The organism is Cronobacter dublinensis subsp. dublinensis LMG 23823 (genome assembly GCF_001277235.1).
GTDB classification, from domain to species: Bacteria; Pseudomonadota; Gammaproteobacteria; order Enterobacterales; family Enterobacteriaceae; genus Cronobacter; species Cronobacter dublinensis.
On sequence record NZ_CP012266.1, the window covers coordinates 2,664,691 to 2,689,229 of the forward strand.

Consider the following 24,539-nt stretch of genomic DNA (forward strand, 5'->3'; position numbering starts at 1 on the left):
GGTAGTAATTCATGCCGTCATGCAGTTTTAAGTGAAACTGTAAATCGTAACCAAACTCAATGGCAACATGTTAGTAACTTAACATTAGTGAAATGAAATCCTCGATTCGGCCATTACTTTCTTACTTACTTTCATCATGGACAAGAAGCCCGGAAAGAGAACATTCGATACGCGGGGAGTAATATTGATCTATCAGCAGTTTTTCACAGTGAGCGTAGAACCACACAGGAATAACACTCTTAAGCATTATGAATAACACACCTGAAAGCCATTTATGGACTGTCTATTAGGTGCAAACACACCGCTCCGTTATCCCTTTTGCCCGGCCTCGCGTCGGGCTTATTTTTACCTGATTCTGAATAATCAACACGTAAACGCGGCCACGCTTATAATGCCTGGCGGCTAAGGAGTTCTCATGGCAAAACTTCTCAACCTGCAGGAATGGGCTGCTGAGGTCTACACGACTCCCCCTTCGCTTTCTACCCTGCGTCGATGGACACGGGAAGGACGCATTTACCCGGCGCCGGAGCTGCACGGGAAGGAATACAAAGTTCAGCCTGACGCTATCTATGTGGACCCGCGCAAGAAGAACCTCCGCATAAAACCAAAAACCCCAAATCTGCCTTGCGGCGGTACTTTACTGGAGAGACTTACTCATGGCGAAAAGGCCAGTTCGTTACGACGCTAACCTGCCCCGTAACCTGACCTATCGTAAAAGAGACAGACTTTTCAGCTGGCGCAATCCGATGACGGGCCAAGAGATTTCCCTTGGGCGAATTGACCGCAAGGACGCCGTCGCCCAAGCCATCGAAGCCAATAATTACATCGACCAGAATTATCTGTCTTCATCTCTATTGGATCGCATCAAAGACGTGCCCACATTCACAGTGACTGCATGGCTGGAGCGTTACGCGGTAATTTTGGCGCGGCGCGAACTGAAACCAAACACGATGAAGGTCAGGCGTAACCAGATTGCCACCATAAAGGCAGAGTTTGGAAAAATCGCCCTCGCCTCTGTCACAACAAAAGACATCGCATCATTTCTGGAATCCTACATTGTCTGCCATAAAAAGAGCATGGCGTCAGGTTTCAGATCTGTTTTGATGGACATTTTCAGGGAGGCTATTGTTGAAGGTCATATTGACAGGAACCCGGCAGAGCCAACAAGAACGCCAACCCCGAAGGTTAAGCGTGAGCGACTTCTTCTTGAACACTTCAACGTAATCCGCCAGGCGGCTTCATCCCATTCCGAATGGGCAGCCAATGCCTGTGATCTCGCGCTTGTTACCGGACAACGGCGAGAGGACATTTCTCTTTTACGGTTCTGCGATGTAAAAGAAGGACGGCTATTTGTAACGCAGGAGAAAACTGGTCATAAACTGGCTATCCCGCTTGATTTGAAACTGAACGCAGCCGGGCTGGTGTTACAGGAGGTGATCGAGCGCTGCCGTGTTAATAACCCTTCTGTTTTCATGCTCTATTCGCCGGTGAGACGGGGAGGAAGAAAGCCAGGACAACTAACTCCTGACGCACTCACGCAGGCATTTGCTGACACTCGCGATTCTACCAGCCTGAGGTTTGGCCCCAACCCTCCTTCTTTCCATGAGATAAGGAGCCTCTCTGGCAGGCTATATGAGGTAGAGTATGGAGAGGAATTTGCACAGCGATTGCTCGGCCATAAGAATTTATCAATGACCAAAAAATACCTGGACGCACGCGGTGCAGAGTATGTTATGGTTTAGACAGGATATGGAATGTTCGAGTGATTTTCGGGGTTTTTCGTGTTAGTGGCGAAAAAAACCTTATAAAATAATGATATAAAAAAAGACCGAATACGATTCCTGTATTCGGTCCAGGGAAATGGCTCTTGGGATAGAGCCGTGCGCTAAAAGTTGGCATTAATGCAGGCTCAGTCGCCTTGCCATTTAAGAATAGATGACGACAGCAGCTTTTCCAGTCCACGCCGAAAGTCGCGGTAAAAAGCGCCTGACACGTCAATAAAAAAGAAAAACCGCAGCATTCGGTAAGAAGCGCTGCGGTTTTTTTATGCCAGGCGGGAAATCAGCAGAGTTTTTGCGCACGCTCGATAAACGGCGCGAGGCTCATCTTCTGGCCCGGATGCGCCGGGTCGTCAATCTGGATAACCGAAATCGGCTGCCCCGTCACTTTGCCCTGCGCCAGCTGTTTTTCCGCAATATCATTCAGCGGATATTGCATCAGCGTGCTCGGGTTAATGGCAAACAGCGCGTCGCCCGGACGGCAGGCAAGCATCACTTCTTCACGGTTGAATGCCCATTTGTCTTTGCCGATTTCATAGCGGCTGACCGTAATAATCTGCGGCGCGGCGAGGGCCATGCCGGAACAGGAGAGCATCAGCAGCGCAAGCAGCGATTTCTTCATTTTTTTCTCACCAGTTAAAAAGGTTCCCAGGTGGCGAACAGGCTGACGCTTATCAGCACCAGCGCTCCGAGCGCCACCTCCAGTTTTGTCATCAGGATAAAACGGCGTTGCGCCATCGCCTGACGTGAAAATTTCGGCACCAGCACATAGCGGTTAACCAGGGCTATCGCCACCATCACCGCCACCAGCGCGATTTTAAACGCCAGCATCCGGACATAGCCGCTGCCCGCAGGCCACGCGGTGCCGAGGATAAGCACACTGTTCACGACGCCCGTCGCGATAACGCCCGCCACCGCGAGATGCCCGTAGCGCGAAAAGCGCATCATGGCGGTAATGGCGTCGGCGCGCCATGCGGCATCTTTCGCCATATGCATCAGCCGCAACAGCGGCCAGAGACCGCCGAACCACCAGGCCGCGCACAGCACATGCAGCGCGTAGCAGAGCCGCTGGAGCGCGCCGGTCAGCCCTTCGTGCATCGCGCCGTGCCCGACGCCTGCAAGCAGCGCCAGCTGCGCGCAGAACGCCGCGAGCAGCAGCCCACCGCGCCGCGGCAGCAAAAACGCGCACGGCAGCGTTACCAGCGCGAGGACAATCTGCCACAGCCAGACGGCGCCAAAGCGGGTCGATAACATCGCCTGCCAGATGGCCGGGCGCAGGCTATCCGCCGGGCCATCGCCCATCAGCCCCGCCTGCACTGCGAAAATCGCGATGGCGCTGAACGCCGCCATGACCGCCGTAACCCGCCACAGGCCGCGCAGGCGCGGCGCTAACGCTTGCCCGAGCGCACCCGGCGTCAACAACGCGGTGTAGAGCGCCCCGCCCGCGCCGAGCATCAGCGCCGCGACATGCGTAAAGCGCAGCGCCACATAACTCCATTCCAGCACGGCGTTACTTCACGCTAAAGCGGTAGCTGCCTTTGGTTTTATGGCCGTCCACCGACACCACATGCCACTGGACCTGGTATTCACCACTCGCCAGCGGTGCGGCAAGCGGCGCGACCAGCTGTTTATCGTCGTTCGGCGCGCGTTTGACCGCGCCGGTTTTCAGCGTTTTGCCCCCAGGGCCGGTCAGCGTCACGCCGCTGAATGCCGGTTCGATGCCTTCGGAAAAGGTTAACGTCAGCGCCTCGGGCGACGTGGCGACGGTCGCGTTCGCGGCGGGCTGTTGCTGTTTAAGGTGAGCATGCGCCCAGACGCCAGGCGCGGTCATGACGGCGGCGACAAGCGCCAGCGCACGACAAAAACGTGCGGGGAACAGTGCCATATGAATCATTCCTTTTTACTATAAATCAGGCGCAAGAATACCCTTGCGCTGATGGCAAGTCGAGCCGCGAGGGCACTTCCCGCCACATAAGACTTGTCATCCGGCGCGCAGCGCAGTACCTTCACGGCGATTAACAGGAGCACACCATGAACCAGAACCTTGCCCAACTTCCGCAGGAAGAGATGGATAAAGTGAACGTCGATCTGGCGGCCTCCGGCGTGGCTTTTAAAGAGCGCTACAACATGCCGGTCATCGCCGAAGCCGTTGAGCGCGAACAGCCTGCCCATTTGCGCGACTGGTTTCGCGAGCGCCTGATAGCGCATCGCCTCGCGTCGGTGAACCTCTCTCGCCTGCCCTACGAGCCGAAAGTGAAATAATTCCCTTTCTGCCTCGCCCGCCGCGCCTGCGCAGTCGCACGGCGGGCGTCCGTTTTCCCTTCCGGCGGAGCGTCTATGCTACGAATTATTGATACCGAAACCTGCGGACTGCAGGGCGGCGTGGTCGAAGTGGCGTCGGTCGATATTATCGACGGCGCCATCGTGAACCCGATGAGCGATCTGGTGCGCCCGGACCGCCCTATCAGCCATCAGGCAATGGCGATACACAAAATTACCGAGGCAATGGTCGCGGATAAGCCTTATATCGAGGACGTAATCCCGCGCTACCACGGCAGCCCATGGTATGTGGCGCACAACGCGAGCTTCGATCGCAAAGTGCTGCCCGAAATGCCAGGCGAGTGGATTTGCACCGTCAAGCTGGCGCGCCGCCTGTGGCCGGGTATCCGCTACAGCAATATGGGGCTCTATAAGTCGCTGAAGTTGCAGGTGGAGACGCCGCCGGGGCTGCACCACCACCGCGCGCTGTTTGACTGCTACATCACCGCGGCGCTGCTGTTGGAGATAATGAAAGTGTCCGGCTGGACGCCCGAAGAGATGGTCAACATTACCGGTCGCCCGCAGCTTATCGCCACGCTACCGTTCGGTAAATACCGCGGCGAGCCGGTGGCGGACATCGCCGGGCGCGATCCGGGCTATCTGCGCTGGATGCTCAATAACGTCAAGCAACTCAACCCGGATCTACGCCTGACGTTAAAGCACTATCTGGATAACGATTAATCCGCCAGCTGGTCCGGCGGCAGCGTGCCCTGGGCCAGCCCAATCAGAAAGGCGTACTCCATCGCCACCCCTTCATACGACTTGAAGCGCCCAGACTTCCCGCCGTGCCCCGAATCCATATCGGTACAGAGCAACAGCAGGTTATTATCAGTTTTCAGCTCGCGCAGCTTCGCCACCCATTTCGCAGGCTCCCAGTACTGCACCTGGGAATCGTGCAGACCGGTCGTCACCAGCAGATGCGGATAACGCTGCGCGCTCACCTGGTCGTAGGGGCTATAGCTTTTCATATAGTGATAGTAAATCTCATCCGCCGGGTTGCCCCACTCTTCGAACTCACCCGTCGTGAGCGGGATCGATTCATCGAGCATTGTGGTGACGACATCGACAAACGGCACCTGGGCGATGACGCCGCGAAACAGCTCAGGACGCTCGTTAATCGCCGTGCCCATGAGCATGCCGCCCGCGCTGCCGCCCATGCCGAAGAGATAATCCGGGTCGCCGTAACCCTGCGCCAGCAGCGCATCGCAGACGTCCAGATAATCGTTAAACGTGTTTTTCTTCTTGAGGAACTTCCCTTCTTCGTACCACTGCTGGCCGAGTTCGCCGCCGCCGCGCACGTGGGCGATAGCGTAGACAAAACCGCGATCGAGCAGGCTTAAGCGGCTGGCGCTGAAATCGGCGTCGATACAGGTGCCGTAGGAGCCATAGCCGTAGACCAGCAGCGGATTTTTCCCTTTACGGAAATGATCTTTATGCCAGACGAGCGACACCGGCACCTCGACGCCGTCGCGCGCCGTGATCCACACATGTTCGCTTTGATAATTGCTGGCATCAAAGCCCGCTACTTCAGTCTGCTTCAGTACCCGGCGCTCGCCGGTCTCCATGTTCAGCTCAAACAGCGTATCCGGCATAGTCATTGACGAATAGCCGTAGCGCAGTTTGCACGTTTCCGGCTCCGGGTTATAGGCAACCCAGGTGACATACGCCGGATCGTCAAAGGCGATGCCGAGCGATTCGTGGGTGCTGCGGTTGATTTGCCGCAGGCTGGTGAGGCCGCGCTGGCGCTCCTCCACTACCAGCCAGTCGGCGAAGAGCGTAAAGCCCTCCAGCATGATGTGCTCGCGCGCCGGAATAATCTCTTCCCAGCGCGCCTCATCGCGCACCCGGCTGCGATAGAGCCCGAAGTTTTTACCGGCGCGGTTGGAGCGGATATAAAACATGTGCTGGAAGTGATCAACGCTGTACTCGTGATCCTTACGGCGCGGCAAGAAGCTCAGCGGCGGCGCATCGGGCAGGTCGGCGTCCACCAGCAGCACTTCCGTGGTCGTGGCGCTGCCGAGGAAAATCAGAATAAAATTCTGCGAGGTAGTTTTATAGAGGCTGACGTAGAACGTCTCGTCTTTTTCTTCATACACCAGCTCATCCTGGTCTGCGGCGGTATCGAGCGTGTGACGCCAGATCTGATACGGCAGCAGCGTCACCGGATGTTTGCGCACGTAATAGAGCGTGCGGGAGTCGTTCGCCCAGACAAAACTCGCCGAGACGTTCTCCAGTACCTCCGGGTACCACTGGCCGGTTTCGAGATTGCAAAAGCGCAGCCCGTACTGGCGGCGTGACAGAAAGTCTTCCGCCACCGCCATCACGCGGTTGTCCGGCGCAATGTCCATCCCGCCGAGCGTATAGAATTCGCTGTGGGCGGCGCGTTTGTTGCCATCGAGCAGCACATCCCATTCTTCCCATTCGCTGTGGATCACCGACTGGCGCTGGTAGATGGCATATTCGCAGCCAGTTTCATAGATCTGCCGGTAACGATACCCGTTTTTGATGTACGGCGCCGAGACGTCGCGCGGCGGAATGCGGCTGACCATCTCCGAGAGCAGCCGCTCTTCCAGCGCGCTTTGCGTAGACATCACGCGTCGCCCGTAGTCATTTTCCTGGTGCAGATAATCCAGTACTTCCGGCTGCGAGCGCGTATCGTCACGCAGCCAGTAGTAGTTGTCGATGCGGGTATCGCCATGCTGTGTGATGGCGTAAGGGATCGGTTTCGCTTTCGGTGGCATGTCGCTGTTCTTTTTGTTTAACACACTGTAAGGGTGGCAAAACCCGCGCGCGTTGCAAGCGAAACATGCCGTTTTATCGCATTATCTGCTTATCCCGGCAGCGCTTTTTTCTCCTGCTGGATGTCGCGCTCGATCTCTTCTCGCACCTCCTGCGGGATTTTAAGTGCGTCGCCAAGCGCCTGCAGATAGCTGCGCTCCATAAAATGGTCGACATCAATGGCCGCACAGCTCAGGAAATAGAGCTCCAGCGCCTCTTCTTCATTTTTCACGTCGGCGGCGAGACGCATCGGGTCGAGCGGCTGGTTAATAGCCTGCTCCACCAGCACGCGGCCTTGCTCCTCAATACCCGCGTCGCGCAGCTGGCTTTCAATCGCCGCGCGCTCGCGATCGTCGATATGCCCGTCGCTTTTCGCGGCGAACACCAGCGCGAGAACTAACCGCTCCGCGCGCCTGTCGAGCGGGGTCTGCTGCTGGCCATACTGCGGCTCATCCTGGTGCGCCGCGCGAATCTTGTCCTTGTACTTATTCCACAGCACCGTGCCGGCGACGGCACCGCCGCCCACCAGCAGCGCGCCGCCGCCATATTTCGCCAGCAGCTTGCGCGATGATTTGCTCGCGACCAGCAGCCCGGCCAGGCCGCCGAGCGCGCCGGGAGAAAGGAGTTTGCTTAGCCCTTTCGAGCGCAGCGCGTCCTGAATCCCCGACGTGCCGGATGACGTTCCCGCGCCGCTTTGCCCCAGCATTGACTGAAGCTGTGTTAACCAGTTGCTCATAATATTCCTCTGCGCTGATGAGTGATCACCCAAGCGTAAGCGAGTGGACGTCAAGATGTGTCGGGAACGGCAAGGAAGGGAAAAGACGCGGCCCGCTCATCGCGGGCCGCAGAGGCTTAATGCTGGTAGTGCGCTTCACCGGCGGCGCAGTCGACCCTCACCTGATAATGGATATCGGCGTTTTTACCGCGCACGGTAAGCGGTACGGTCCATTTGTCGTCTTTACCGGTGATGTCTTTGGTGTTGATCCAGGCGACCGGATCGGCCTGGCCCAGCGTTTTCTGGTCGTCGGCCCACTTGACGATGCGGTTTTGCAGATAGTCGCGCTTGACGCTCGCGGCAATGCCTTCCGCCGTCATACCTTCGCATTTCGGGAACGGGACTTTGCGCGGATCGTCCGCCTGCGCCGTCGTCGCGGCGGCAAGTAAGGCAAAAGAAATCAGGGCTCCTGCTGTTTTTTTCATCGTGCTTCTCCGAAGACGGGTGATGAAAAAAGTCTGGTACAAAAACAGCGAAGCGCAAGGGGACCCTACAAAATCAAGGGATAAAGGTGGGGAGATTTTAGCGTGAGTAAGATAAAGGTTGAGGGCAGCAGACCGCAGACAGCAGACAGCAGACAGCAGACAGCAGACAGCACAGGATATTCCGCCGATTTACCAGCAACGCTGGCGCGCTCCCCCTGCTAAGGAATGCGCCGCACTGACGCCAGTACCCGTGCGCCAGACACCGCACCGCTGCCTCAGTGAAGGGCAGCGGCACAGCACAGGGGAAAATCAGGCCGCTTTGGTGCGTTTGCGCGCGCTGTGCAGCGCGACGGCGCCCTCTTCGCCTTCAGCCGCGTCTTCCTGAGCAGGCGGTGGCGCATCGTCGGTCTGCTCGCTGGTTTCCTGCGGCAGACGACCGGTGCGCACGATAGTGCTGAGGTTGTCTTTCTGTTCCGCCATCCACAGCGCCAGCTGTTCAACCTGACCTTCCGCAAAACCGACAGGTGCCTGCCCCAGCCAGCCTTCCAGAGCTTCGGCTAAATCGAGCATTTTGTCCCAGGCGTCGGCTTCCTTTTTACTGGCAAATGACATTTTTTCCACACCCTCACGGATTACGACGTATTTGATTTCTACCGCCATGATGCAACTCCCGTTACTGTATTTATATACAGTATAACCCTGTCGGAAATAAAATGCAAACGGCGCGCGCTGCGCAAAGCAAACGTTTTCGTATATACTGCGGCGAGAATTTCACACAGCAGGAAAGCAGCCATGGCTATGTTAGGAACCGCTCTGCGCCCGTCAGCAACCCGCGTGATGCTGCTCGGTTCAGGGGAACTGGGAAAAGAAGTCGCTATTGAGTGCCAGCGTCTGGGCATTGAAGTGATTGCGGTTGACCGCTACGCCGATGCGCCCGCCATGCAGGTGGCGCACCGCAGTCACGTTATCAACATGCTCGACGGCACGGCGCTGAAAAATTTAGTGGCGCAGGAGATGCCAGATTTTATCGTGCCGGAAATCGAAGCGATCGCCACCGACATGCTGGTCGAGCTTGAGCAGCAGGGCCAGCGCGTGGTGCCAACTGCCCGCGCCGCGCGTCTGACCATGAACCGCGAGGGCATTCGTCGGCTCGCGGCAGAAGAACTCGGCCTGCCGACCTCCGCCTACCGCTTCGCCGATAACGAAACGCAGTTTCGCGAGGCGGTGGCGCAGATTGGCCTGCCCTGCATCGTCAAACCGGTGATGAGCTCCTCCGGCAAAGGCCAGAGCTATATCCGCAGCGCCGATGCGCTGGATGCCGCCTGGCAGTACGCCCAGCAGGGCGGCCGCGCAGGCGCGGGCGAAGTCATTGTCGAAGGTGTTGTGAAGTTTGATTTTGAAATCACGCTGCTTACCGTCAGCGCCGTGGACGGCGTCCATTTTTGCGCGCCCATCGGTCATCGTCAGGAAGATGGCGACTACCGCGAGTCCTGGCAGCCGCAGCAGATGAGCGACGTGGCGCTCGCGCGCGCTCATGAGATTGCGCAGAAGGTGGTCGAGGCGCTCGGCGGCTACGGTCTGTTCGGCGTGGAGCTGTTTGTCTGCGGCGACGAAGTGGTATTCAGCGAAGTGTCGCCGCGCCCGCACGATACCGGCATGGTGACGCTTATCTCGCAGGATCTCTCTGAATTCGCGCTACACGTGCGCGCGTTTCTCGGTCTGCCGGTAGGCGGCATTCGCCAGTATGGTCCGGCGGCGTCAGCGGTGATCCTGCCGACGCTTACAAGCGATGACGTGAAATTTGGCGCGCTGTCCGGCGCGCTCGGCGCGGGGTTGCAGCTGCGTCTGTTCGGGAAGCCGGAGATTGACGGCTCACGCCGCCTCGGCGTGGCGCTCGCCACCGGCGAGACGATTGACGACGCCGTCGCGCGCGCTACCGCCTCTGCCGCGAGTGTGACGGTGAAAGGCTAAAAAAAACGCGCCGCCCTCTCAGGCGGCGCGCTTGTATTCGCTTGCGCGAAAACTTACTGCGCGCCTTCTACGGCTTCGCGCGCCAGTTTTGTGATGCGATCCCAGTCGCCCGCTTCCATCGCATCTGCCGGCACCAGCCAGGAGCCGCCGATGCACAGCACGCTTTTCAGCGCCAGGTAATCACGGTAGTTGGCAGGCGAAATGCCGCCGGTCGGGCAGAAACGCACCTGGGAGAACGGGCCTGCGATGGCCTGCAACGCTTTGGTGCCGCCGTTGGCTTCCGCCGGGAAAAATTTGAATTCTTTCAGGCCGTAATCCATGCCCAGCATTAGCTCAGACACGGTGCTGATGCCCGGGATCAGCGGGATAGTGCCTTCGGTCGCGGCTTTCAGCAGCGGCTCGGTAAGGCCAGGACTGATGGCGAACTGCGCGCCCGCGTCGGTAACCTCTTTAAGCTGCTGCGCGTTCAGCACGGTGCCTGCGCCGATAATGGCTTCCGGCACTTCTTTGGCAATCGCGCGGATAGCGTCCATCGCACACGCGGTGCGCAGCGTCACTTCCAGCACGCGAACACCGCCTGCCAGCAGCGCCTTCGCCATCGGGACCGCGTGCTCCAGCTTGTTAATCACAATCACCGGCACGACCGGACCGCTTTTCAGGATCTGCTCGGCACTCGTTTTCCAGTTTTTCATCTGTGGATCTCTCCCGCCATTTTAAAGAGGGTATGGTGCGCGCCTGCGCACCTGATAGTTAAAAATCGATGCAGGTCGCGCCCTGCTCCGCCCCGGACAGTTTTTCACGCAGCGCGCCGAACAGCTCGCGCCCCGTTCCCACGCGCTGGGCGCTGAGATCCGGGTGGTACGGCTCGCGGCGCGCCAGCTCGGCGTCATCCACCAGCAGCGTCAGTTCGCCGGTCTGGCCGTTGACGCGGATGATATCGCCGTCGCGCACTTTCGCGAGCAGACCGCCGTCGTAAGCCTCAGGCGTCACGTGGATGGCCGAAGGCACTTTCCCCGACGCGCCGGAAAGGCGACCGTCCGTGACCAATGCAATTTTGAAACAGCGGTCCAATAATACACCAAGCGGCGGCATAAGTTTATGTAATTCTGGCATCCCGTTCGCTTTTGGCCCCTGATGGCGCACCACCACGACGCAGTCGCGATCCAGCTGCCCGGCTTCAAAGGCAGGCAGGACGTCATGCTGGCTCTCAAACACCACGGCAGGCGCTTCCACCACCTGGTTTTCCACCGGCACGGCGGAGGTTTTCATCACCGCGCGGCCGAGGTTGCCGCTCAGCACTTTGGTGCCGCCGTGCTGCGAGAACGGTTTATCAAGCGTGGCGATAATCGCGTCATCAAGCGAGGCCTGCGCCCCGTCGCGCCAGGCGAGTTCGCCATTGTCGAGCCACGGCTCCTGGGTATAGCGCGCAAGGCCAAAGCCCGCCACAGTGTTGACATCCTCATGCAGCAGGCCGCCTTTCAGCAGCTCGCGCATCAGCACCGGCACGCCGCCAGCGGCCTGGAAGTGGTTGATATCCGCCGGGCCGTTCGGGTAGAGACGCGCCAGCAGCGGCACCGCCTCGGAGAGCTCGGAGAAGTCGTCCCAGTTAATGATAATGCCCGCCGCGCGCGCCATCGCCACCAGATGCATGGTGTGGTTCGTGGAGCCGCCGGTCGCGAGCAGCGCCACGATGCCGTTAACCACCACTTTTTCATCTACCAGTTTGCCAAGCGGCATCCACTCGTTGCCGTTGCCGGTCAGGCGCGTCACCTGACGCGCGGCGGCGGCGGTCAGCGCCTGACGCAGCGGCGCGTCCGGGTGGACAAACGAGGAGCCCGGCAGCTGCATCCCCATAAATTCAATCACCATCTGGTTGGTGTTGGCGGTGCCATAGAAGGTACAGGTGCCCGGTTCATGATAAGAGGCCGCCTCGGATTCCAGCAGCGCCGTGCGATCCACCTTGCCTTCGGCGTAGAGCTGGCGAATGCGCACTTTCTCTTTATTCGGCAGGCCGCTCGACATCGGGCCGGACGGGATAAACACGGCGGGCAGATGCCCGAACGAGAGCGCCGCCATCACCAGCCCTGGCACGATTTTATCGCACACGCCGAGATAGAGCGCGCCGTCGAACATATTGTGCGAGAGCCCCACTGCCGCCGACATCGCGATAACTTCGCGGCTCAGCAGCGACAGCTCCATGCCGTCCTGCCCCTGCGTTACGCCGTCGCACATCGCCGGTACGCCGCCCGCCACCTGCGCCACGGCACCGACGCTGTGCAGCGCCTCGCGGATCTGCTGCGGGTAGTTTTCGTAAGGCTGGTGCGCGGAGAGCATGTCGTTATAGGAAGTAATAATGCCGATATTGTTACGCAGCAGGCTTTTCAGCGCCGCTTTGTCATCCGGCTGACAGGCGGCGAAACCGTGGGCCAGGTTGCCGCAGGCGAGGCTTGCGCGATGGACGGTCTGGCTTTTCGCCTGCCCGATGCGCGCCACGTAGGCTTCACGCGTGGCGCGGGAGCGTTCGGTGATGCGCTGTGTTACCCGTAACAATTTTGGATGCATAAAAATTCCTCTCTGGTATCTGCTGAGGCCGCCCGTTTTGCGTTGCGCAATACCGCAGGGTTTTCACGTACACGCGCCAGCCGCGCCTCTCAGGAGCAAAATCGCTTCAGGCAGTGTAATGAAAAAAGCCCCGCTGGTGAATCCAGACGGGGCTTGAAAATGGAATTTTTTACACAACAACTGTTCCGGATCATGTTACCGGTAAAGTAACAGCACTCCGTTGTGGTTGATTACTCGAATTCGCTCCAGGAACGGCCATCGCGGGTGATCATCGCCACGGACGCGACAGGCCCCCAGGTGCCCGCCTGATACGGCTTCGGCGCATCGTTATCCGCCGCCCACGCTTCGGTGATGGAATCGACCCATTTCCAGGCTTCTTCCACTTCATCGCGACGTACAAACAGCGCCTGAATGCCGCGCATAGTTTCCAGCAGCAGGCGCTCGTAAGCGTCCGCCAGATGGCTTTCGTTGAAGGTTTCCGAGTAGCTCAGATCCAGCTTGGTGGTTTGCAGATTATGCTTGTGATCAAGGCCCGGCACTTTGTTCAGCACCTGGATATCCACGCCCTCGTCCGGCTGCAGGCGGATGGTCAGCTTGTTCTGCGGCAGCTCCTGCCAGGACTCTTTAAACAGGTTGAGTTCCGGGGTTTTGAAATAGACCACGACTTCAGAGCACTTGGCCGGCAGACGTTTACCGGTACGCAGGTAGAACGGCACGCCCGCCCAGCGCCAGTTATCGATATCAACACGGATAGCGACAAACGTTTCGGTATGGCTGGTTTTGTTCGCGCCCTCTTCTTCCAGGTAGCCCGGCACTTTTTTGCCCTGGGCGAAACCGGCAGTGTACTGGCCGCGCACCGTCTTCTCACGCACGTTGGTGCGATCGATGCGGCGCAGGGATTTCAGCACTTTTACTTTTTCATCGCGGATGCTGTCGGCGGTCAGATCAGACGGCGGCGACATCGCTATCATGCAGAGGACTTGCAGCAGGTGGTTCTGGATCATGTCGCGCATCTGGCCCGCCTGATCGAAATACCCCCAGCGGCCTTCGATGCCCACCTCTTCGGCCACGGTGATTTCCACGTGATCGATAGTGCGGTTGTCCCAGTTATTGACGAACAGGGAGTTGGCAAAGCGCAGCGCCAGCAGGTTCAGCACCGTCTCTTTACCGAGATAGTGGTCGATACGATAAACCTGGCACTCTTCGAAATATTTACCGACCTGGTCGTTGATTTCGCGGGAGGTTTCAAGCGACGTGCCGAGCGGTTTTTCCATCACTACACGCGCCGGTTTGGCGTTGAGCTTCGCCGCACCCAGCCCGTCGCAGATGGCGCCGAAGGTGCTTGGCGGCATCGCGAAATAATTGATGGTGACGCGGTTTTTCTGGTCAAGCATTTTGCCAAGACGCGTAAACGCCGAAGTATCGTTCACGTCGAGATTACAGAAATCGAGACGGCCGCTTAAGGTTTCCCACAGGGTTTCGTCGATCTTCTCTTTCATGAAGGTTTCAAGCGCTTCACGGACGACGCTGGTATAGGCTTTTTTATCCCAGTCCGCACGGCCCACCCCCAGAATACGGGTGTCAGGGTGGATTTGCCCCGCTTTTTCGAGCTGATAAAGGGAAGGCAACAGTTTTCGGCGCGCCAGATCGCCTTTGGCGCCGAAAATTACCAGGTCGCACGCCTGCGCTGTTTGCGTTACCGCCATGTCTTTCTCCTCGTTTCGCAATCCCTTCAGGGACAGGTCATCATTGTAATTTTCTTACACTGCACTCTACTGCTTTTACGTCTTTCAGGATACTCCTGTGCATCTGGCACCGGTTACTAACGCGCCATTTGCCGCGTTTATCGCTGACAAACCGGGCGGTTGCGCGCGACTGGCGCTTTTTCCGCCACAGCTCTCATAACAAAATCAGACAGCGATCATGTTATGAAAAAAAACAACAACATTGTCTGTCAGCGCGGGCACGTGCCGTGACTATCAGGAGTATATTCTTGATAAAACTAATCGTTGTTTCCCAATCGTGTGAAATGACTTTCTCTGCAGGTTACATGTTAGCAATGAACATGCTGGAAAAGATCCAGTCGCAACTGGAACATCTGAGTAAATCTGAACGTAAAGTCGCCGAAGTGATCCTTGAATCGCCTTCACAGGCGATTCACTCCAGTATCGCGACGCTCGCAAGCGAGGCGGGCGTGAGCGAGCCGACCGTCAATCGTTTCTGCCGCAGCCTCGATACCAAAGGCTTTCCTGATTTTAAACTGCATCTCGCCCAGAGTCTCGCCAACGGCACGCCATATGTGAATCGCAATGTCGATGAAGATGACAGCGTCGAAGCCTACACCAGCAAAATTTTCGAGTCGGCGATGGCGAGCCTCGATCACGTACGTCAGTCGCTTGATATGGCGACGGTGAACCGCGCGGTGGATATGCTTACCCAGGCGAAGAAAATCGCCTTTTTCGGCCTGGGCTCGTCGGCGGCCGTGGCGCATGACGCGATGAATAAGTTTTTTCGCTTTAACGTGCCGGTGGTCTATTCCGAAGATATCGTGGTACAGCGCATGAGCTGCATGAACGGCGGCCCTGATGACGTGGTGGTACTGATTTCCCATACCGGGCGCACCAAAAGCCTCGTTGAGCTGGCGCGGCTCGCCCGTGACAACGATGCGCTGGTACTCGCCATCACCTCGCGCGGGTCGCCGCTCGCCCGCGAGGCGAGTCTCGCGCTTCTGCTGGACGTGCCGGAAGATACCGACATCTATATGCCGATGGTGTCGCGGCTCGCCCAGCTGACCGTCATCGACGTGCTGGCGACCGGCTTTACGCTGCGCCGCGGCGCAAAATTCCGGGATAACTTGAAGCGAGTCAAAGAAGCGCTCAAGGAATCGCGTTTTGATAAGAGCTTGCTGATCTCTGACGACCAGTAAGCATATTGATAACAAAGTTGTAACTTATAAAGCCATTCGGTTATGGTTTGTGTCTCTTTCGAAACAGGCCACCGCGCCGAATTTTTGTTCACGCAACACCAAAGTTGTTTCAGTCAACGGAGTAATACATGTCCAGACGGCTTCGCAGAACCAAAATCGTTACCACGTTAGGCCCGGCTACCGACCGCGATAATAACCTGGAAAAAATCATCGCCGCCGGCGCGAACGTTGTACGCATGAACTTCTCGCACGGGACGCCGGAAGATCACCAGCTTCGCGCGGATAAAGTTCGCGAGATAGCGGCCAGACTGGGACGTCACGTCGCTATCCTTGGCGACCTTCAGGGGCCGAAGATCCGCGTCTCTACCTTTAAAGAAGGCAAAGTTTTCTTAAACATCGGCGATAAATTCCTGCTGGACGCCAATCTCGGCAAAGGCGAAGGCGATAAAGAAAAAGTCGGTATCGACTATAAAGGCCTGCCGGCGGACGTAGTGCCAGGCGACATCCTGCTGCTGGATGATGGCCGCGTGCAGCTGAAAGTGCTGGACGTTCAGGGCATGAAAGTGTTCACCGAAGTGACCGTGGGCGGCCCGCTTTCCAACAACAAAGGCATTAACAAGCTGGGCGGCGGTCTCTCTGCGGAAGCGCTGACCGAAAAAGACAAAGCGGACATCATCACCGCGGCGAAAATCGGCGTGGATTATCTGGCCGTCTCCTTCCCGCGCTGCGGCGAAGATCTCAACTACGCTCGCCGCCTGGCGCGCGACGCGGGCTGCGACGCGAAAATCTGCGCCAAAGTCGAGCGCGCCGAAGCGGTATGCAGCAATGAAGCGATGGATGACATCATTCTGGCGTCTGACGTCGTGATGGTGGCGCGCGGCGATCTGGGCGTTGAAATCGGCGATCCGGAACTGGTAGGCATCCAGAAAACCCTGATTCGTCGTGCCCGTAAGCTGAATCGTGCCGTCATCACCGCGACCCAGATGATGGAGTCGATGATTACCAACCCGATGCCGACCCGTGCGGAAGTCATGGACGTGGCGAACGCCGTGCTGGACGGCACCGACGCCGTGATGCTTTCCGCTGAAACGGCGGCGGGCCAGTACCCGGCGGAAACCGTTTCTGCGATGGCGCGCGTCTGCCTCGGCGCGGAGAAGATCCCGAGCATTAACGTCTCCAAACACCGTCTGGACGTCGAGTTTGATAACGTCGAAGAAGCCATTGCGATGTCCGCAATGTATGCCGCCAACCACCTGAAAGGCGTCAGCGCGATTATCACCATGACCGAATCAGGCCGTACCGCGCTGATGACGTCCCGTATCAGCTCCGGTCTGCCGATTTTCGCGATGTCCCGCCACGAGCGCACCCTGAACCTCACCGCGCTCTATCGCGGCGTGACGCCGGTCTATTTCGACAGCGCCAACGACGGCGTGGCGGCGGCGCAGGATGCGGTTAATCTGCTGCGCGATAAAGGCTATCTGGTGACCGGCGATCTGGTTATCGTCACCCAGGGCGACATGATGGGCACCACCGGCAGCACCAACACCACCCGCGTGCTGACCGTCGACTAAGCGCATAAAAAAGGGGCCAGCGCCCCTTTATGTGAAAAGATAAGCCGCTCGCCACGAGCGGCTTTTTATTTGGGGTAAATATCTTTGCGGCGATACGGCTCGGTTTCGCCCTCTTTGCGCGTTTTCAGAAGCTTCAGGATCCAGGCGTATTGCTCCGGATGCGGACCGACAAAATGCTCCACTTCTTCGTTCATGCGGCGCGCCAGCGTCACGTCATCGGCGTCCATCAGATCATCCATCGGCGGGCGGACCAGCACATCGAGACGATGCGTTTTGCCGTCGTAGACCGGGAAAAGCGGGATCACGCGCGCGCGACAGACTTTCATCAGACGCCCAACTGCCGGCAGCGTCGCTTTATAGGTCGCGAAGAAATCGACAAACTCGCTCTGCTCCGGGCCGTGATCTTCATCCGGCAGGTAGTAGCCCCAGTGGCCGTCGCGTACCGACTTAATAAACGGCTTAATGCCGTCCTGGCGGGCATGCAGGCGGCCGCCGAAGCGCAGACGCACTTTATTCCAGACATAATCGAGCAGCCGGTTGCCTTGATGGTGGAACATCGCCGCGACGTGAACACCGCGCGAGGCCAGCAGCATCGCCGGGATATCCACACCCCAGCCGTGCGGCACCAGCAGGATCACGCTCTCTTTGCTTTCCAGCATCTCATTAATGATGGACTCGCCGTGCCAGTCGACGCGGCCCAGCACTTTTTCCGGCCCGCGCAGCGCGAGCTCTGCCATAAACACCATCGACTGCGGCGCGGTCGCGAACATGTTGTCGATAATGGTTTCGCGCTGCGCCTCGGAGAGTTCCGGGAAGCAGTAGAACAGGTTGATGCGCGCGCGGCGGCGGGCGCTTTTGCCAAACCGCCCCGCCAGACGGCCGATTTTACCGAGCAGCGGATCGCGAAAGGATGGCGGCGTCAGCGCCAGCGCGGCGCAGGCGCCAATCCCCAGCCAGGATCCCCAGTAGCGGGGATGCAGAAAAGCGCGCTCGAATTCAGGAATGTATTCGCTGTTTGTTTTTTTAGTTTCCATGACGGTTCTCGGGCCAGAGCCAGGTTTTCAAAAGAGAAAATAATGAAGGAGTTTAGCGGCGGGAAGGCCGCCAGACAAAATAAAAAGCCGGCGCGCGAAGGCACCGGCTGTTAATTGCCGCGCTTTTAATCAAGCGTCAGCTGCGGAACCACTTCTTTAACCTGCGCGAGGTAATCGCGGCGATCCGAACCGGCCAGGCCCTCGGAGCGCGGCAGTTTGGCGGTCAGCGGGTTAACGGCCTGCTGGTTAATCCAGATCTCATAGTGCAGGTGCGGGCCGGTGGAGCGCCCGGTGTTGCCGGAAAGTGCGATACGATCGCCGCGTTTCACTTTCTGACCCGGTTTGACCAGCAGTTTTTTCAGGTGCATGTAGCGGGTGGTATAGGTGCGTCCGTGGCGGATAGCGACATAATAGCCCGCCGCCCCGCTACGCTTCGCCATCACCACTTCGCCGTCCCCCACCGCCAGTACTGGCGTACCTTGCGGCATAGCGAAATCGACGCCTTTATGCGGCGCGACACGCCCGGTCACCGGATTCAGGCGACGCGGGTTAAAGTTAGAAGATACGCGGAACTGACGCGACGTCGGGAAGCGCAGGAACCCCTTCGCAAGCCCTGAGCCGTTACGGTCGTAGAATTTGCCGTCTTCTGCACGAATCGCGAAATAGTCTTTACCGGCGGAGCGCAGGCGCACGCCCAGCAACTGACTCTGTTCACGTTTACCATCGAGCATTTCACGCGACATCAGCACGGAAAACGCATCGCCTTTTTTCAGCTTACGGAAGTCCATCTGCCACTGCATCGCTTTAATGACCGCGCTGATTTCGGAGCTGGTGAGCCCGGCATCTTTGGCGCTTGCAACAAAGCTTCCGCCGACGGTGCCTTTAATCACATTATTGACCCAGTCGCCCTGCTGTACTTCGCTGCTCATTTTAAAGCCGCCGGCAGGCGTGCGGTCGTAGGTGCGGGTTTCGCGGCGGGACATCTCCCAGGTCAGGCGCTGTAATTCGCCGCTGTCGGTGAGCGTCCAGGAGATCTGCTGGCCGATTTTCAGGTTACGCAGGTCTTTATCGACCGATGCGAGCTGGCTGATATCCCCCATGTCGATACCGTACTGATTCAGCACGCTGCTTAAGGTATCGCCGGTTGAGACTACATATTCATGCACCCCGGCTTCGCCAGCGGTTTTATCGTCAAGCTCATCCTGCGGGATTTCTTCGTCATCTTCCGGCGCGGCCTGATCGATAGGCTCGCTCGCCTCAGGCAGCAGAGAACGGATTTCGCTCTTGCGCAGTTCGATGTTTTTAACGATAGGGGCTGATTCAGCGTCGGGGTGGTAAATGTACGGCCGCCAGACGGCGACCGCGAGTGTGAGAACTGTAAGAGACCCCAGCATAACGCGATGGGGTCGTGGCAGGTTGTTAAATGCCAGGGCGACAGAGCGGGCTATCTGTTGCACGTATCCACTTCCTCGTTAATCTCCTTTCAGGCAGCTGGCATATTGGTTAGATAACTGAGTCAGGAACTGCATGTAGCTGTCCTTACCCAGGCTGATGGCCGTTCCCAGCGGGTCGAGTGTTCCCATTCGAACTTTCGTACCCCTGGCAACGGCTTCAATCACCGCTGGCCTGAACTGTGGTTCAGCAAAAACGCACTCGGCTTTATGCTCAACCAACTGTGTTCTTATTTCATGTAAACGCTGCGCACCGGGCTGGATTTCGGGATTCACGGTAAAATGGCCGAGCGATGTCAGGCCGTAATGTTTTTCGTAATAGCCGTAGGCGTCATGAAAAACGAAGTATCCTTTCCCTTTCAGCGGTGCCAGCTCGTTCGCCACCTGTTTGTCTGTCCGGGCCAGTTCGGCCTCGAAGCGCTGGAGGTTGGCGTCCAGTTTGGCTTTGCTTTGCGGCATAAGTTCCACTAATTTTTCGTGGATTGCAACCGCCGAGGCCCGGGCGATTTCCGGCGACAGCCAGATGTGCATGTTATAATCGCCATGATGGTGATGTTCGTCACTTTCTGCACCGTGATGCGCGTGTTCGTCATGATCGTCGTCGTCATCATCGACGCCTTTCATGAGCAGCGGTTTCACGGAAGCGAGCCCGGCCAGCGCCAGATTTTTTTGCGGCGGCAGCGCGTTGACGGACTTATCCATGAAGGCTTCCATATCCGGGCCTATCCAGACCACTAAATCCGCTTTCTGTAAGCGTTTAACATCGGAGGGACGCAGCGCGTAGTCGTGTTCCGACGCGCCGTCCGGCAGCAGTACTTCGGTTGGCGTGACGCCATCAGCGATAGCGGCAGCGATAAAGCCTACTGGCTTAAGCGAAGCGACCACGGCGGCCTGTGCGGAGGTGGTTGCGCCACCCAGGATTGCGGCACCAAGTGCCGCGCAAAGAAGCGTATTTTTATGTAACATAATGCGACTTATCATCGTTATGAATGTTGGAAGTGTGATATTATAACATTCGATAACTTCTGCAATAACAAAATTGCCATGACTAATCTTGTATCGCTTCAGAACGTCAGCGTCTCCTTCGGGCAACGCCGCGTTTTATCTGACATTTCTTTAACGCTCACGGGTGGACGGATCCTGACGCTGCTCGGCCCGAACGGCGCCGGAAAATCGACGCTCGTCAGGGTGGTTCTTGGGCTGGTAGCACCCGATGAAGGGGTTATCAAGCGTGAACGCAGCCTGCGCATCGGCTATGTGCCGCAAAAACTGCACCTCGACGCCACGCTGCCGCTGACGGTGAGCCGCTTTCTGCGCTTGCGTCCCGGCACCCGTAAGGCAGATATTCTGCCCGCGCTGAAACGCGTACAGGCCGGCCATCTTATTGAAGCGCCGATGCAGAAGCTCTCCGGCGGTGAAACCCAGCGCGTTTTACTGGCGCGCGCCCTGCTCAACCAGCCGCAGCTATTGGTGCTCGACGAGCCGACCCAGGGCGTGGATGTGAACGGCCAGGTGGCGCTGTATGACTTAATCAACCAGCTGCGCCATGAGCTCAACTGCGGCGTGCTGATGGTGTCGCACGATCTGCATCTGGTGATGGCAAAAACCGATGAAGTGCTGTGCCTGAATCATCACATCTGCTGCTCCGGCGCGCCGGAAGTGGTCTCCACCCACCCGGAATTTATCTCTATGTTTGGCCCGCGTGGCGCAGAACAGCTCGGGATTTACCGTCATCACCATAACCACCGTCACGATTTGCAGGGACGGATTATTCTGCGCAAGGGAAATGGCTCGTTATGATTGAACTTCTGCTTCCCGGCTGGCTGGCCGGTATGCTGCTGGCCTGCGCCGCAGGCCCGCTGGGCTCGTTCGTGGTCTGGCGTCGGATGTCCTATTTTGGCGATACGCTGGCGCACGCTTCGCTGCTGGGCGTCGCGTTTGGGCTGCTGCTGGACGTTAACCCGTTTTATGCGGTGATCGTCGTGACGCTGCTGCTGGCGGGCGGGCTGGTATGGCTTGAGAAACGCCCGCATCTCGCTATCGACACGCTGCTCGGCATTATGGCGCACAGCGCGCTGTCGCTGGGTCTGGTGGTGGTGAGCCTGATGGGCAATATCCGCGTCGATCTGATGGCGTATCTGTTTGGCGATCTGCTGGCGGTCACGCCTGTCGACCTGCTCTCGGTGGGGCTTGGCGTGGTGGTGGTGCTCGGCGTGCTGTTCTGGCAATGGCGCAATTTATTGTCGATGACCATCAGCCCGGACCTCGCCTTTGTCGACGGCGTGCGCTTACAGCGCGTCAAGATCCTGCTGATGATGGTGACGGCGCTGACTATCGGCGTGGCGATGAAATTCGTCGGCGCGCTGATTATTACCTCGCTGCTGATAATTCCGGCGGCAACCGCCCGCCGCTTTGCCCGCACCCCGGAGCAGATGGCCGGTGTCGCGGTGGCGCTTGGCATGGTGGCGGTGACTGGCGGCCTGACCTTCTCTGCCTTTTACGACACGCCCGCCGGGCCGTCGGTGGTGCTGTGCGCGGCGCTGCTGTTTATTCTCAGCATGACGAAACGCCCACCCGCGTAACCCTTCCTGCGCCGCCTGGCGTCAGACAACAAAAAAAGCGCCCGCGGGCGCTTTTTTGTTGAGCAGGTTCAGGGCATCTGCGGCGGCGTGATGCCGAAATGGCTCCAGGCGCGCGTGGTCGCCATACGTCCTCGCGGCGTGCGCTGCAAAAAACCCTGCTGGATGAGAAACGGCTCCAGCACGTCTTCGATGGTTTCACGCTCTTCGCCGATGGCCGCGGCCAGGTTGTCGAGCCCCACCGGGCCGCCGAAGAATTTATCGATAACCGCCAGCAGCAGTTTGCGGTCCATATAGTCAAAGCCTTCGGTATCGACATTCAGCATATCCAGCGCCTGGGAGGCCACATGCTGATTGATGATGCCGTCGTGACGCACCTCGGCGAAATCGCGCACCCGGCGCAGCAGGCGGTTGGCGATACGCGGCGTGCCGCGCGAGCGCTTCGCCACTTCAAACGACGCCTCATCATCCATCTCAAGGCCCATATGGCGCGCGCTGCGGCTGACGATATGCTGCAGATCCGCCACCTGATAAAACTCCAGGCGCTGCACGATACCGAAGCGGTCGCGCAGCGGCGAAGTGAGCGAGCCCGCGCGCGTGGTGGCGCCAATCAGGGTAAATGGCGGCAAATCGATTTTGATTGAGCGCGCCGCCGGGCCTTCGCCGATCATGATATCGAGCTGATAATCTTCCATCGCCGGATAGAGAACTTCTTCCACAACCGGCGAGAGACGGTGAATTTCATCGATAAACAGGACGTCGTGCGGCTCAAGGTTGGTGAGCATCGCCGCCAGATCGCCCGCCTTTTCCAGCACCGGCCCGGAAGTGGTGCGCAGGTTTACGCCCATCTCATTGGCGACGATATTGGCAAGCGTGGTTTTCCCAAGCCCAGGCGGGCCGAAAATCAGCAGATGATCGAGCGCGTCACCACGCAGCTTCGCCGCCTGGATAAAGATTTCCATCTGGGAACGCACCTGCGGCTGGCCGATATACTCTTCGAGTAATTTTGGGCGAATGGCGCGATCGGCCACCTCTTCCGCCACGATACTGCCCGGCGCCACCAGGCGGTCTGCTTCAATCATCCTCTACCTCACAATGCCGCGCGCAGCGCTTCGCGAATCAGCATTTCGCTGCTCGCATCCGCCTTCGCGACTTTACTGACCATACGGCTGGCTTCCTGAGGTTTATAACCCAGCGACACCAGCGCGGCAACGGCTTCCGCCTCGGCATCGTCCACCACCGAGCTTGCCGGCGACGTCAGCACCAGATCCGCCGCTGGCGTGAAGAGATCGCCATGCAGACCTTTAAAGCGGTCTTTCATCTCGACCACCAGACGCTCGGCGGTTTTTTTACCGATACCGGGTAGCTTCACCAGCGCCGCGGGCTCTTCACGCTCCACGGCGTTAACAAACTGCTGCGCCGACATACCGGAAAGGATAGCCAGCGCCAGCTTCGGCCCGACGCCGTTGACTTTAATCAGCTCGCGAAACAGCGTGCGCTCTTGTTTATTGTTAAAGCCAAACAGCAACTGCGCGTCTTCACGCACCACAAAATGGGTGAACACCACCGCTTCTTTGCCGGTTTCCGGCAATTCATAAAAGCAGGTCATCGGCATATGGATTTCATAACCGACGCCGCCCGCCTCCAGTAACACCAGCGGGGGCTGTTTTTCCAGTACGATGCCTCTGAGTCTGCCTATCACGTTGCGCTCCTGCGTGGGGCTTAAGAAAGTTGCTGGTTATAATATAAAAAAAGCTGGACAGATATCCAGTCAAGAAATCGCCGCAGCGAAGAGGATGTGCGTGTTGCGAGACGCCTCGCAAAGGAACGGTAAATCCGTTTACCGTTAACGCAGACGACCGCGCGCCAGATTGAGACGCGATTCGCTGACCTGCGCCGCATTCTGGCTGACGTGGCAATGGGTGATGGCGATAGCCAGCGCATCCGCCGCGTCCGCCTGGGGGTTCGCGGAGAGTTTCAGCAGCGTGCGCACCATGTGCTGCACCTGGCTTTTCTCGGCGCTGCCGATGCCGACCACCGTTTGCTTCACCTGACGCGCCGCGTACTCAAACACCGGCAGGTCGTGGTTTACCGCCGCGACAATCGCCGCGCCGCGCGCCTGCCCGAGTTTCAGGGCCGAATCGGCGTTTTTCGCCATGAACACCTGTTCAATGGCGAAATAGTCAGGATGAAACTGGGTGATGATTTCACTGACGCCCGCGTAGATAAGCTTGAGCCGCGAAGGCAGATCGGTGACGCTGGTGCGAATACAGCCGCTGCCGAGATAGGTAAGCTGCCGCCCGGTCTGGCGGATGACGCCATAACCGGTGACGCGTGAGCCGGGGTCAATCCCGAGGATAATCGACATCA

General features: G+C 58.3%; 25 protein-coding genes. 9 read left to right on the top strand and 16 right to left on the bottom strand.

Features of this window, described 5'->3' with window-relative positions; translation table 11 throughout:
* Positions 1-415 precede the first annotated feature (415 nt).
* Both AFK67_RS12165 and AFK67_RS12170 read left to right on the top strand, forming a co-directional pair.
* Positions 416-688 (top strand): excisionase, encoded by a 273-nt coding sequence (locus AFK67_RS12165; protein WP_032967689.1) that lies wholly within the window; start codon positions 416-418, stop codon positions 686-688.
* Entirely contained in the window at positions 657-1,742 is a 1,086-nt protein-coding gene (locus tag AFK67_RS12170) for a tyrosine-type recombinase/integrase (protein WP_038883315.1), read from the top strand. Before AFK67_RS12165 ends, AFK67_RS12170 begins: the two co-directional genes overlap by 32 nt.
* A gap of 319 nt (positions 1,743-2,061) precedes the next feature.
* On the opposite strand, the gene AFK67_RS12175 is transcribed toward AFK67_RS12170, so the two are convergent.
* From AFK67_RS12175 to yobA, 3 genes are read right to left on the bottom strand one after another with little or no spacing between them, the layout of a single operon-like run.
* Positions 2,062-2,400 (bottom strand): YebY family protein, encoded by a 339-nt coding sequence (locus AFK67_RS12175; RefSeq protein ID WP_007698868.1) that lies wholly within the window; start codon positions 2,398-2,400, stop codon positions 2,062-2,064.
* A 14-nt stretch (positions 2,401-2,414) separates the two neighbouring features.
* Positions 2,415-3,284, bottom strand: coding sequence for a copper homeostasis membrane protein CopD (gene copD / locus AFK67_RS12180; RefSeq protein WP_032967688.1), 870 nt, complete (start codon positions 3,282-3,284; stop codon positions 2,415-2,417).
* A 4-nt stretch (positions 3,285-3,288) separates the two neighbouring features.
* Complete coding sequence (gene yobA, locus AFK67_RS12185; RefSeq protein ID WP_007734211.1) at positions 3,289-3,663, bottom strand: CopC domain-containing protein YobA; 375 nt, start codon at positions 3,661-3,663, stop codon at positions 3,289-3,291.
* Between the two features lie 146 nt (positions 3,664-3,809).
* Between yobA and AFK67_RS12190 the strand changes: the two genes are divergently transcribed.
* Both AFK67_RS12190 and exoX read left to right on the top strand, forming a co-directional pair.
* Positions 3,810-4,040 (top strand): DNA polymerase III subunit theta, encoded by a 231-nt coding sequence (locus tag AFK67_RS12190; RefSeq protein WP_007734209.1) that lies wholly within the window; start codon positions 3,810-3,812, stop codon positions 4,038-4,040.
* A 75-nt stretch (positions 4,041-4,115) separates the two neighbouring features.
* A complete protein-coding gene (exoX, locus tag AFK67_RS12195; protein WP_007734207.1) occupies positions 4,116-4,778 on the top strand; it encodes an exodeoxyribonuclease X in 663 nt (220 codons plus the stop codon).
* Here exoX and ptrB read toward each other — a convergent pair.
* The 4 genes from ptrB to AFK67_RS12215 form a co-directional block, all read right to left on the bottom strand.
* Entirely contained in the window at positions 4,775-6,838 is a 2,064-nt protein-coding gene (ptrB, locus tag AFK67_RS12200; RefSeq protein ID WP_032967687.1) for an oligopeptidase B, read from the bottom strand. The genes exoX and ptrB overlap by 4 nt on opposite strands.
* Positions 6,839-6,927: 89 nt before the next feature.
* Positions 6,928-7,611: a tellurite resistance TerB family protein gene (locus AFK67_RS12205; protein ID WP_007734203.1), complete on the bottom strand. Its 684-nt coding sequence runs from the start codon at positions 7,609-7,611 to the stop codon at positions 6,928-6,930.
* A gap of 116 nt (positions 7,612-7,727) precedes the next feature.
* Entirely contained in the window at positions 7,728-8,075 is a 348-nt protein-coding gene (gene yebF / locus AFK67_RS12210; protein ID WP_007734200.1) for a protein YebF, read from the bottom strand.
* A gap of 309 nt (positions 8,076-8,384) precedes the next feature.
* Positions 8,385-8,735 (bottom strand): YebG family protein, encoded by a 351-nt coding sequence (locus tag AFK67_RS12215; protein WP_007734199.1) that lies wholly within the window; start codon positions 8,733-8,735, stop codon positions 8,385-8,387.
* 132 nt (positions 8,736-8,867) lie between these two features.
* On the opposite strand from AFK67_RS12215, the gene purT reads away from it, so the two are divergent.
* The gene (purT, locus tag AFK67_RS12220) at positions 8,868-10,046 is read left to right on the top strand and encodes a formate-dependent phosphoribosylglycinamide formyltransferase (protein ID WP_007734197.1); all 1,179 of its coding nucleotides are present in this window, start codon (positions 8,868-8,870) and stop codon (positions 10,044-10,046) included.
* Between the two features lie 53 nt (positions 10,047-10,099).
* Here the strand turns inward: purT and AFK67_RS12225 are convergent, their stop codons facing one another.
* From AFK67_RS12225 to zwf, 3 genes are all read right to left on the bottom strand, one after another.
* Entirely contained in the window at positions 10,100-10,738 is a 639-nt protein-coding gene (locus AFK67_RS12225; RefSeq protein ID WP_007734195.1) for a bifunctional 4-hydroxy-2-oxoglutarate aldolase/2-dehydro-3-deoxy-phosphogluconate aldolase, read from the bottom strand.
* A gap of 58 nt (positions 10,739-10,796) precedes the next feature.
* Positions 10,797-12,608: a phosphogluconate dehydratase gene (gene edd / locus AFK67_RS12230; RefSeq protein WP_032967686.1), complete on the bottom strand. Its 1,812-nt coding sequence runs from the start codon at positions 12,606-12,608 to the stop codon at positions 10,797-10,799.
* Between the two features lie 230 nt (positions 12,609-12,838).
* Positions 12,839-14,314 (bottom strand): glucose-6-phosphate dehydrogenase, encoded by a 1,476-nt coding sequence (gene zwf, locus AFK67_RS12235; protein ID WP_038871240.1) that lies wholly within the window; start codon positions 14,312-14,314, stop codon positions 12,839-12,841.
* A gap of 353 nt (positions 14,315-14,667) precedes the next feature.
* Here zwf and AFK67_RS12240 point away from each other — a divergent pair, with 353 nt between their 5' ends.
* Together AFK67_RS12240 and pyk are read left to right on the top strand one after the other, a co-directional pair.
* A complete protein-coding gene (locus AFK67_RS12240) occupies positions 14,668-15,534 on the top strand; it encodes a MurR/RpiR family transcriptional regulator (RefSeq protein ID WP_007734190.1) in 867 nt (288 codons plus the stop codon).
* Positions 15,535-15,662: 128 nt separating this feature from the next.
* The gene (gene pyk / locus AFK67_RS12245) at positions 15,663-17,105 is read left to right on the top strand and encodes a pyruvate kinase (protein WP_007734187.1); all 1,443 of its coding nucleotides are present in this window, start codon (positions 15,663-15,665) and stop codon (positions 17,103-17,105) included.
* A 65-nt stretch (positions 17,106-17,170) separates the two neighbouring features.
* Here the strand turns inward: pyk and lpxM are convergent, their stop codons facing one another.
* The 3 genes from lpxM to znuA all read right to left on the bottom strand — a co-directional run bounded on the left by lpxM (position 17,171) and on the right by znuA (position 20,556).
* The gene (lpxM, locus tag AFK67_RS12250) at positions 17,171-18,139 is read right to left on the bottom strand and encodes a lauroyl-Kdo(2)-lipid IV(A) myristoyltransferase (protein WP_038883311.1); all 969 of its coding nucleotides are present in this window, start codon (positions 18,137-18,139) and stop codon (positions 17,171-17,173) included.
* 125 nt (positions 18,140-18,264) lie between these two features.
* Positions 18,265-19,596 (bottom strand): murein DD-endopeptidase MepM, encoded by a 1,332-nt coding sequence (gene mepM / locus AFK67_RS12255; protein WP_007734184.1) that lies wholly within the window; start codon positions 19,594-19,596, stop codon positions 18,265-18,267.
* Positions 19,597-19,611: 15 nt separating this feature from the next.
* Positions 19,612-20,556: a zinc ABC transporter substrate-binding protein ZnuA gene (gene znuA, locus AFK67_RS12260; RefSeq protein ID WP_038871504.1), complete on the bottom strand. Its 945-nt coding sequence runs from the start codon at positions 20,554-20,556 to the stop codon at positions 19,612-19,614.
* Positions 20,557-20,634: 78 nt separating this feature from the next.
* Between znuA and znuC the strand changes: the two genes are divergently transcribed.
* Both znuC and znuB read left to right on the top strand, forming a co-directional pair.
* Entirely contained in the window at positions 20,635-21,390 is a 756-nt protein-coding gene (gene znuC, locus AFK67_RS12265; protein WP_038883309.1) for a zinc ABC transporter ATP-binding protein ZnuC, read from the top strand.
* Positions 21,387-22,172 (top strand): zinc ABC transporter permease subunit ZnuB, encoded by a 786-nt coding sequence (znuB, locus tag AFK67_RS12270; RefSeq protein ID WP_007719313.1) that lies wholly within the window; start codon positions 21,387-21,389, stop codon positions 22,170-22,172. The genes znuC and znuB overlap by 4 nt, the downstream gene beginning before the upstream one ends.
* A 68-nt stretch (positions 22,173-22,240) precedes the next feature.
* Here the strand turns inward: znuB and ruvB are convergent, their stop codons facing one another.
* The 3 genes from ruvB to ruvC form a co-directional block, all read right to left on the bottom strand.
* Positions 22,241-23,251 carry a Holliday junction branch migration DNA helicase RuvB gene (ruvB, locus tag AFK67_RS12275; protein ID WP_007719316.1) on the bottom strand — a complete coding sequence of 337 codons (1,011 nt, stop codon included), beginning with the start codon at positions 23,249-23,251 and terminating at the stop codon, positions 22,241-22,243.
* Between the two features lie 8 nt (positions 23,252-23,259).
* Complete coding sequence (gene ruvA / locus AFK67_RS12280) at positions 23,260-23,871, bottom strand: Holliday junction branch migration protein RuvA (protein WP_007719318.1); 612 nt, start codon at positions 23,869-23,871, stop codon at positions 23,260-23,262.
* Positions 23,872-24,015: 144 nt separating this feature from the next.
* On the bottom strand, positions 24,016-24,537 hold the full coding sequence (gene ruvC, locus AFK67_RS12285) for a crossover junction endodeoxyribonuclease RuvC (RefSeq protein WP_032967022.1): 522 nt from the start codon (positions 24,535-24,537) through the stop codon (positions 24,016-24,018).
* Positions 24,538-24,539: the final 2 nt, after the last annotated feature.

Coding starts and splice junctions, on each gene's coding strand:
- pyk (WP_007734187.1), top strand. CDS start 15,663: ATGTCCAGACGGCTTCGCAGAACCAAAATCGTTACCACGTTAGGCCCG.
- znuC (WP_038883309.1), top strand. CDS start 20,635: ATGACTAATCTTGTATCGCTTCAGAACGTCAGCGTCTCCTTCGGGCAA.
- AFK67_RS12170 (WP_038883315.1), top strand. CDS start 657: ATGGCGAAAAGGCCAGTTCGTTACGACGCTAACCTGCCCCGTAACCTG.
- purT (WP_007734197.1), top strand. CDS start 8,868: ATGGCTATGTTAGGAACCGCTCTGCGCCCGTCAGCAACCCGCGTGATG.
- ptrB (WP_032967687.1), bottom strand. CDS start 6,838: ATGCCACCGAAAGCGAAACCGATCCCTTACGCCATCACACAGCATGGC.
- yebF (WP_007734200.1), bottom strand. CDS start 8,075: ATGAAAAAAACAGCAGGAGCCCTGATTTCTTTTGCCTTACTTGCCGCC.
- AFK67_RS12240 (WP_007734190.1), top strand. CDS start 14,668: ATGAACATGCTGGAAAAGATCCAGTCGCAACTGGAACATCTGAGTAAA.
- exoX (WP_007734207.1), top strand. CDS start 4,116: ATGCTACGAATTATTGATACCGAAACCTGCGGACTGCAGGGCGGCGTG.
- yobA (WP_007734211.1), bottom strand. CDS start 3,663: ATGGCACTGTTCCCCGCACGTTTTTGTCGTGCGCTGGCGCTTGTCGCC.
- znuA (WP_038871504.1), bottom strand. CDS start 20,556: ATGTTACATAAAAATACGCTTCTTTGCGCGGCACTTGGTGCCGCAATC.
- AFK67_RS12215 (WP_007734199.1), bottom strand. CDS start 8,735: ATGGCGGTAGAAATCAAATACGTCGTAATCCGTGAGGGTGTGGAAAAA.
- ruvB (WP_007719316.1), bottom strand. CDS start 23,251: ATGATTGAAGCAGACCGCCTGGTGGCGCCGGGCAGTATCGTGGCGGAA.
- znuB (WP_007719313.1), top strand. CDS start 21,387: ATGATTGAACTTCTGCTTCCCGGCTGGCTGGCCGGTATGCTGCTGGCC.
- AFK67_RS12165 (WP_032967689.1), top strand. CDS start 416: ATGGCAAAACTTCTCAACCTGCAGGAATGGGCTGCTGAGGTCTACACG.
- AFK67_RS12205 (WP_007734203.1), bottom strand. CDS start 7,611: ATGAGCAACTGGTTAACACAGCTTCAGTCAATGCTGGGGCAAAGCGGC.
- lpxM (WP_038883311.1), bottom strand. CDS start 18,139: ATGGAAACTAAAAAAACAAACAGCGAATACATTCCTGAATTCGAGCGC.
- AFK67_RS12190 (WP_007734209.1), top strand. CDS start 3,810: ATGAACCAGAACCTTGCCCAACTTCCGCAGGAAGAGATGGATAAAGTG.
- edd (WP_032967686.1), bottom strand. CDS start 12,608: ATGCATCCAAAATTGTTACGGGTAACACAGCGCATCACCGAACGCTCC.
- zwf (WP_038871240.1), bottom strand. CDS start 14,314: ATGGCGGTAACGCAAACAGCGCAGGCGTGCGACCTGGTAATTTTCGGC.
- ruvC (WP_032967022.1), bottom strand. CDS start 24,537: ATGTCGATTATCCTCGGGATTGACCCCGGCTCACGCGTCACCGGTTAT.
- AFK67_RS12175 (WP_007698868.1), bottom strand. CDS start 2,400: ATGAAGAAATCGCTGCTTGCGCTGCTGATGCTCTCCTGTTCCGGCATG.
- AFK67_RS12225 (WP_007734195.1), bottom strand. CDS start 10,738: ATGAAAAACTGGAAAACGAGTGCCGAGCAGATCCTGAAAAGCGGTCCG.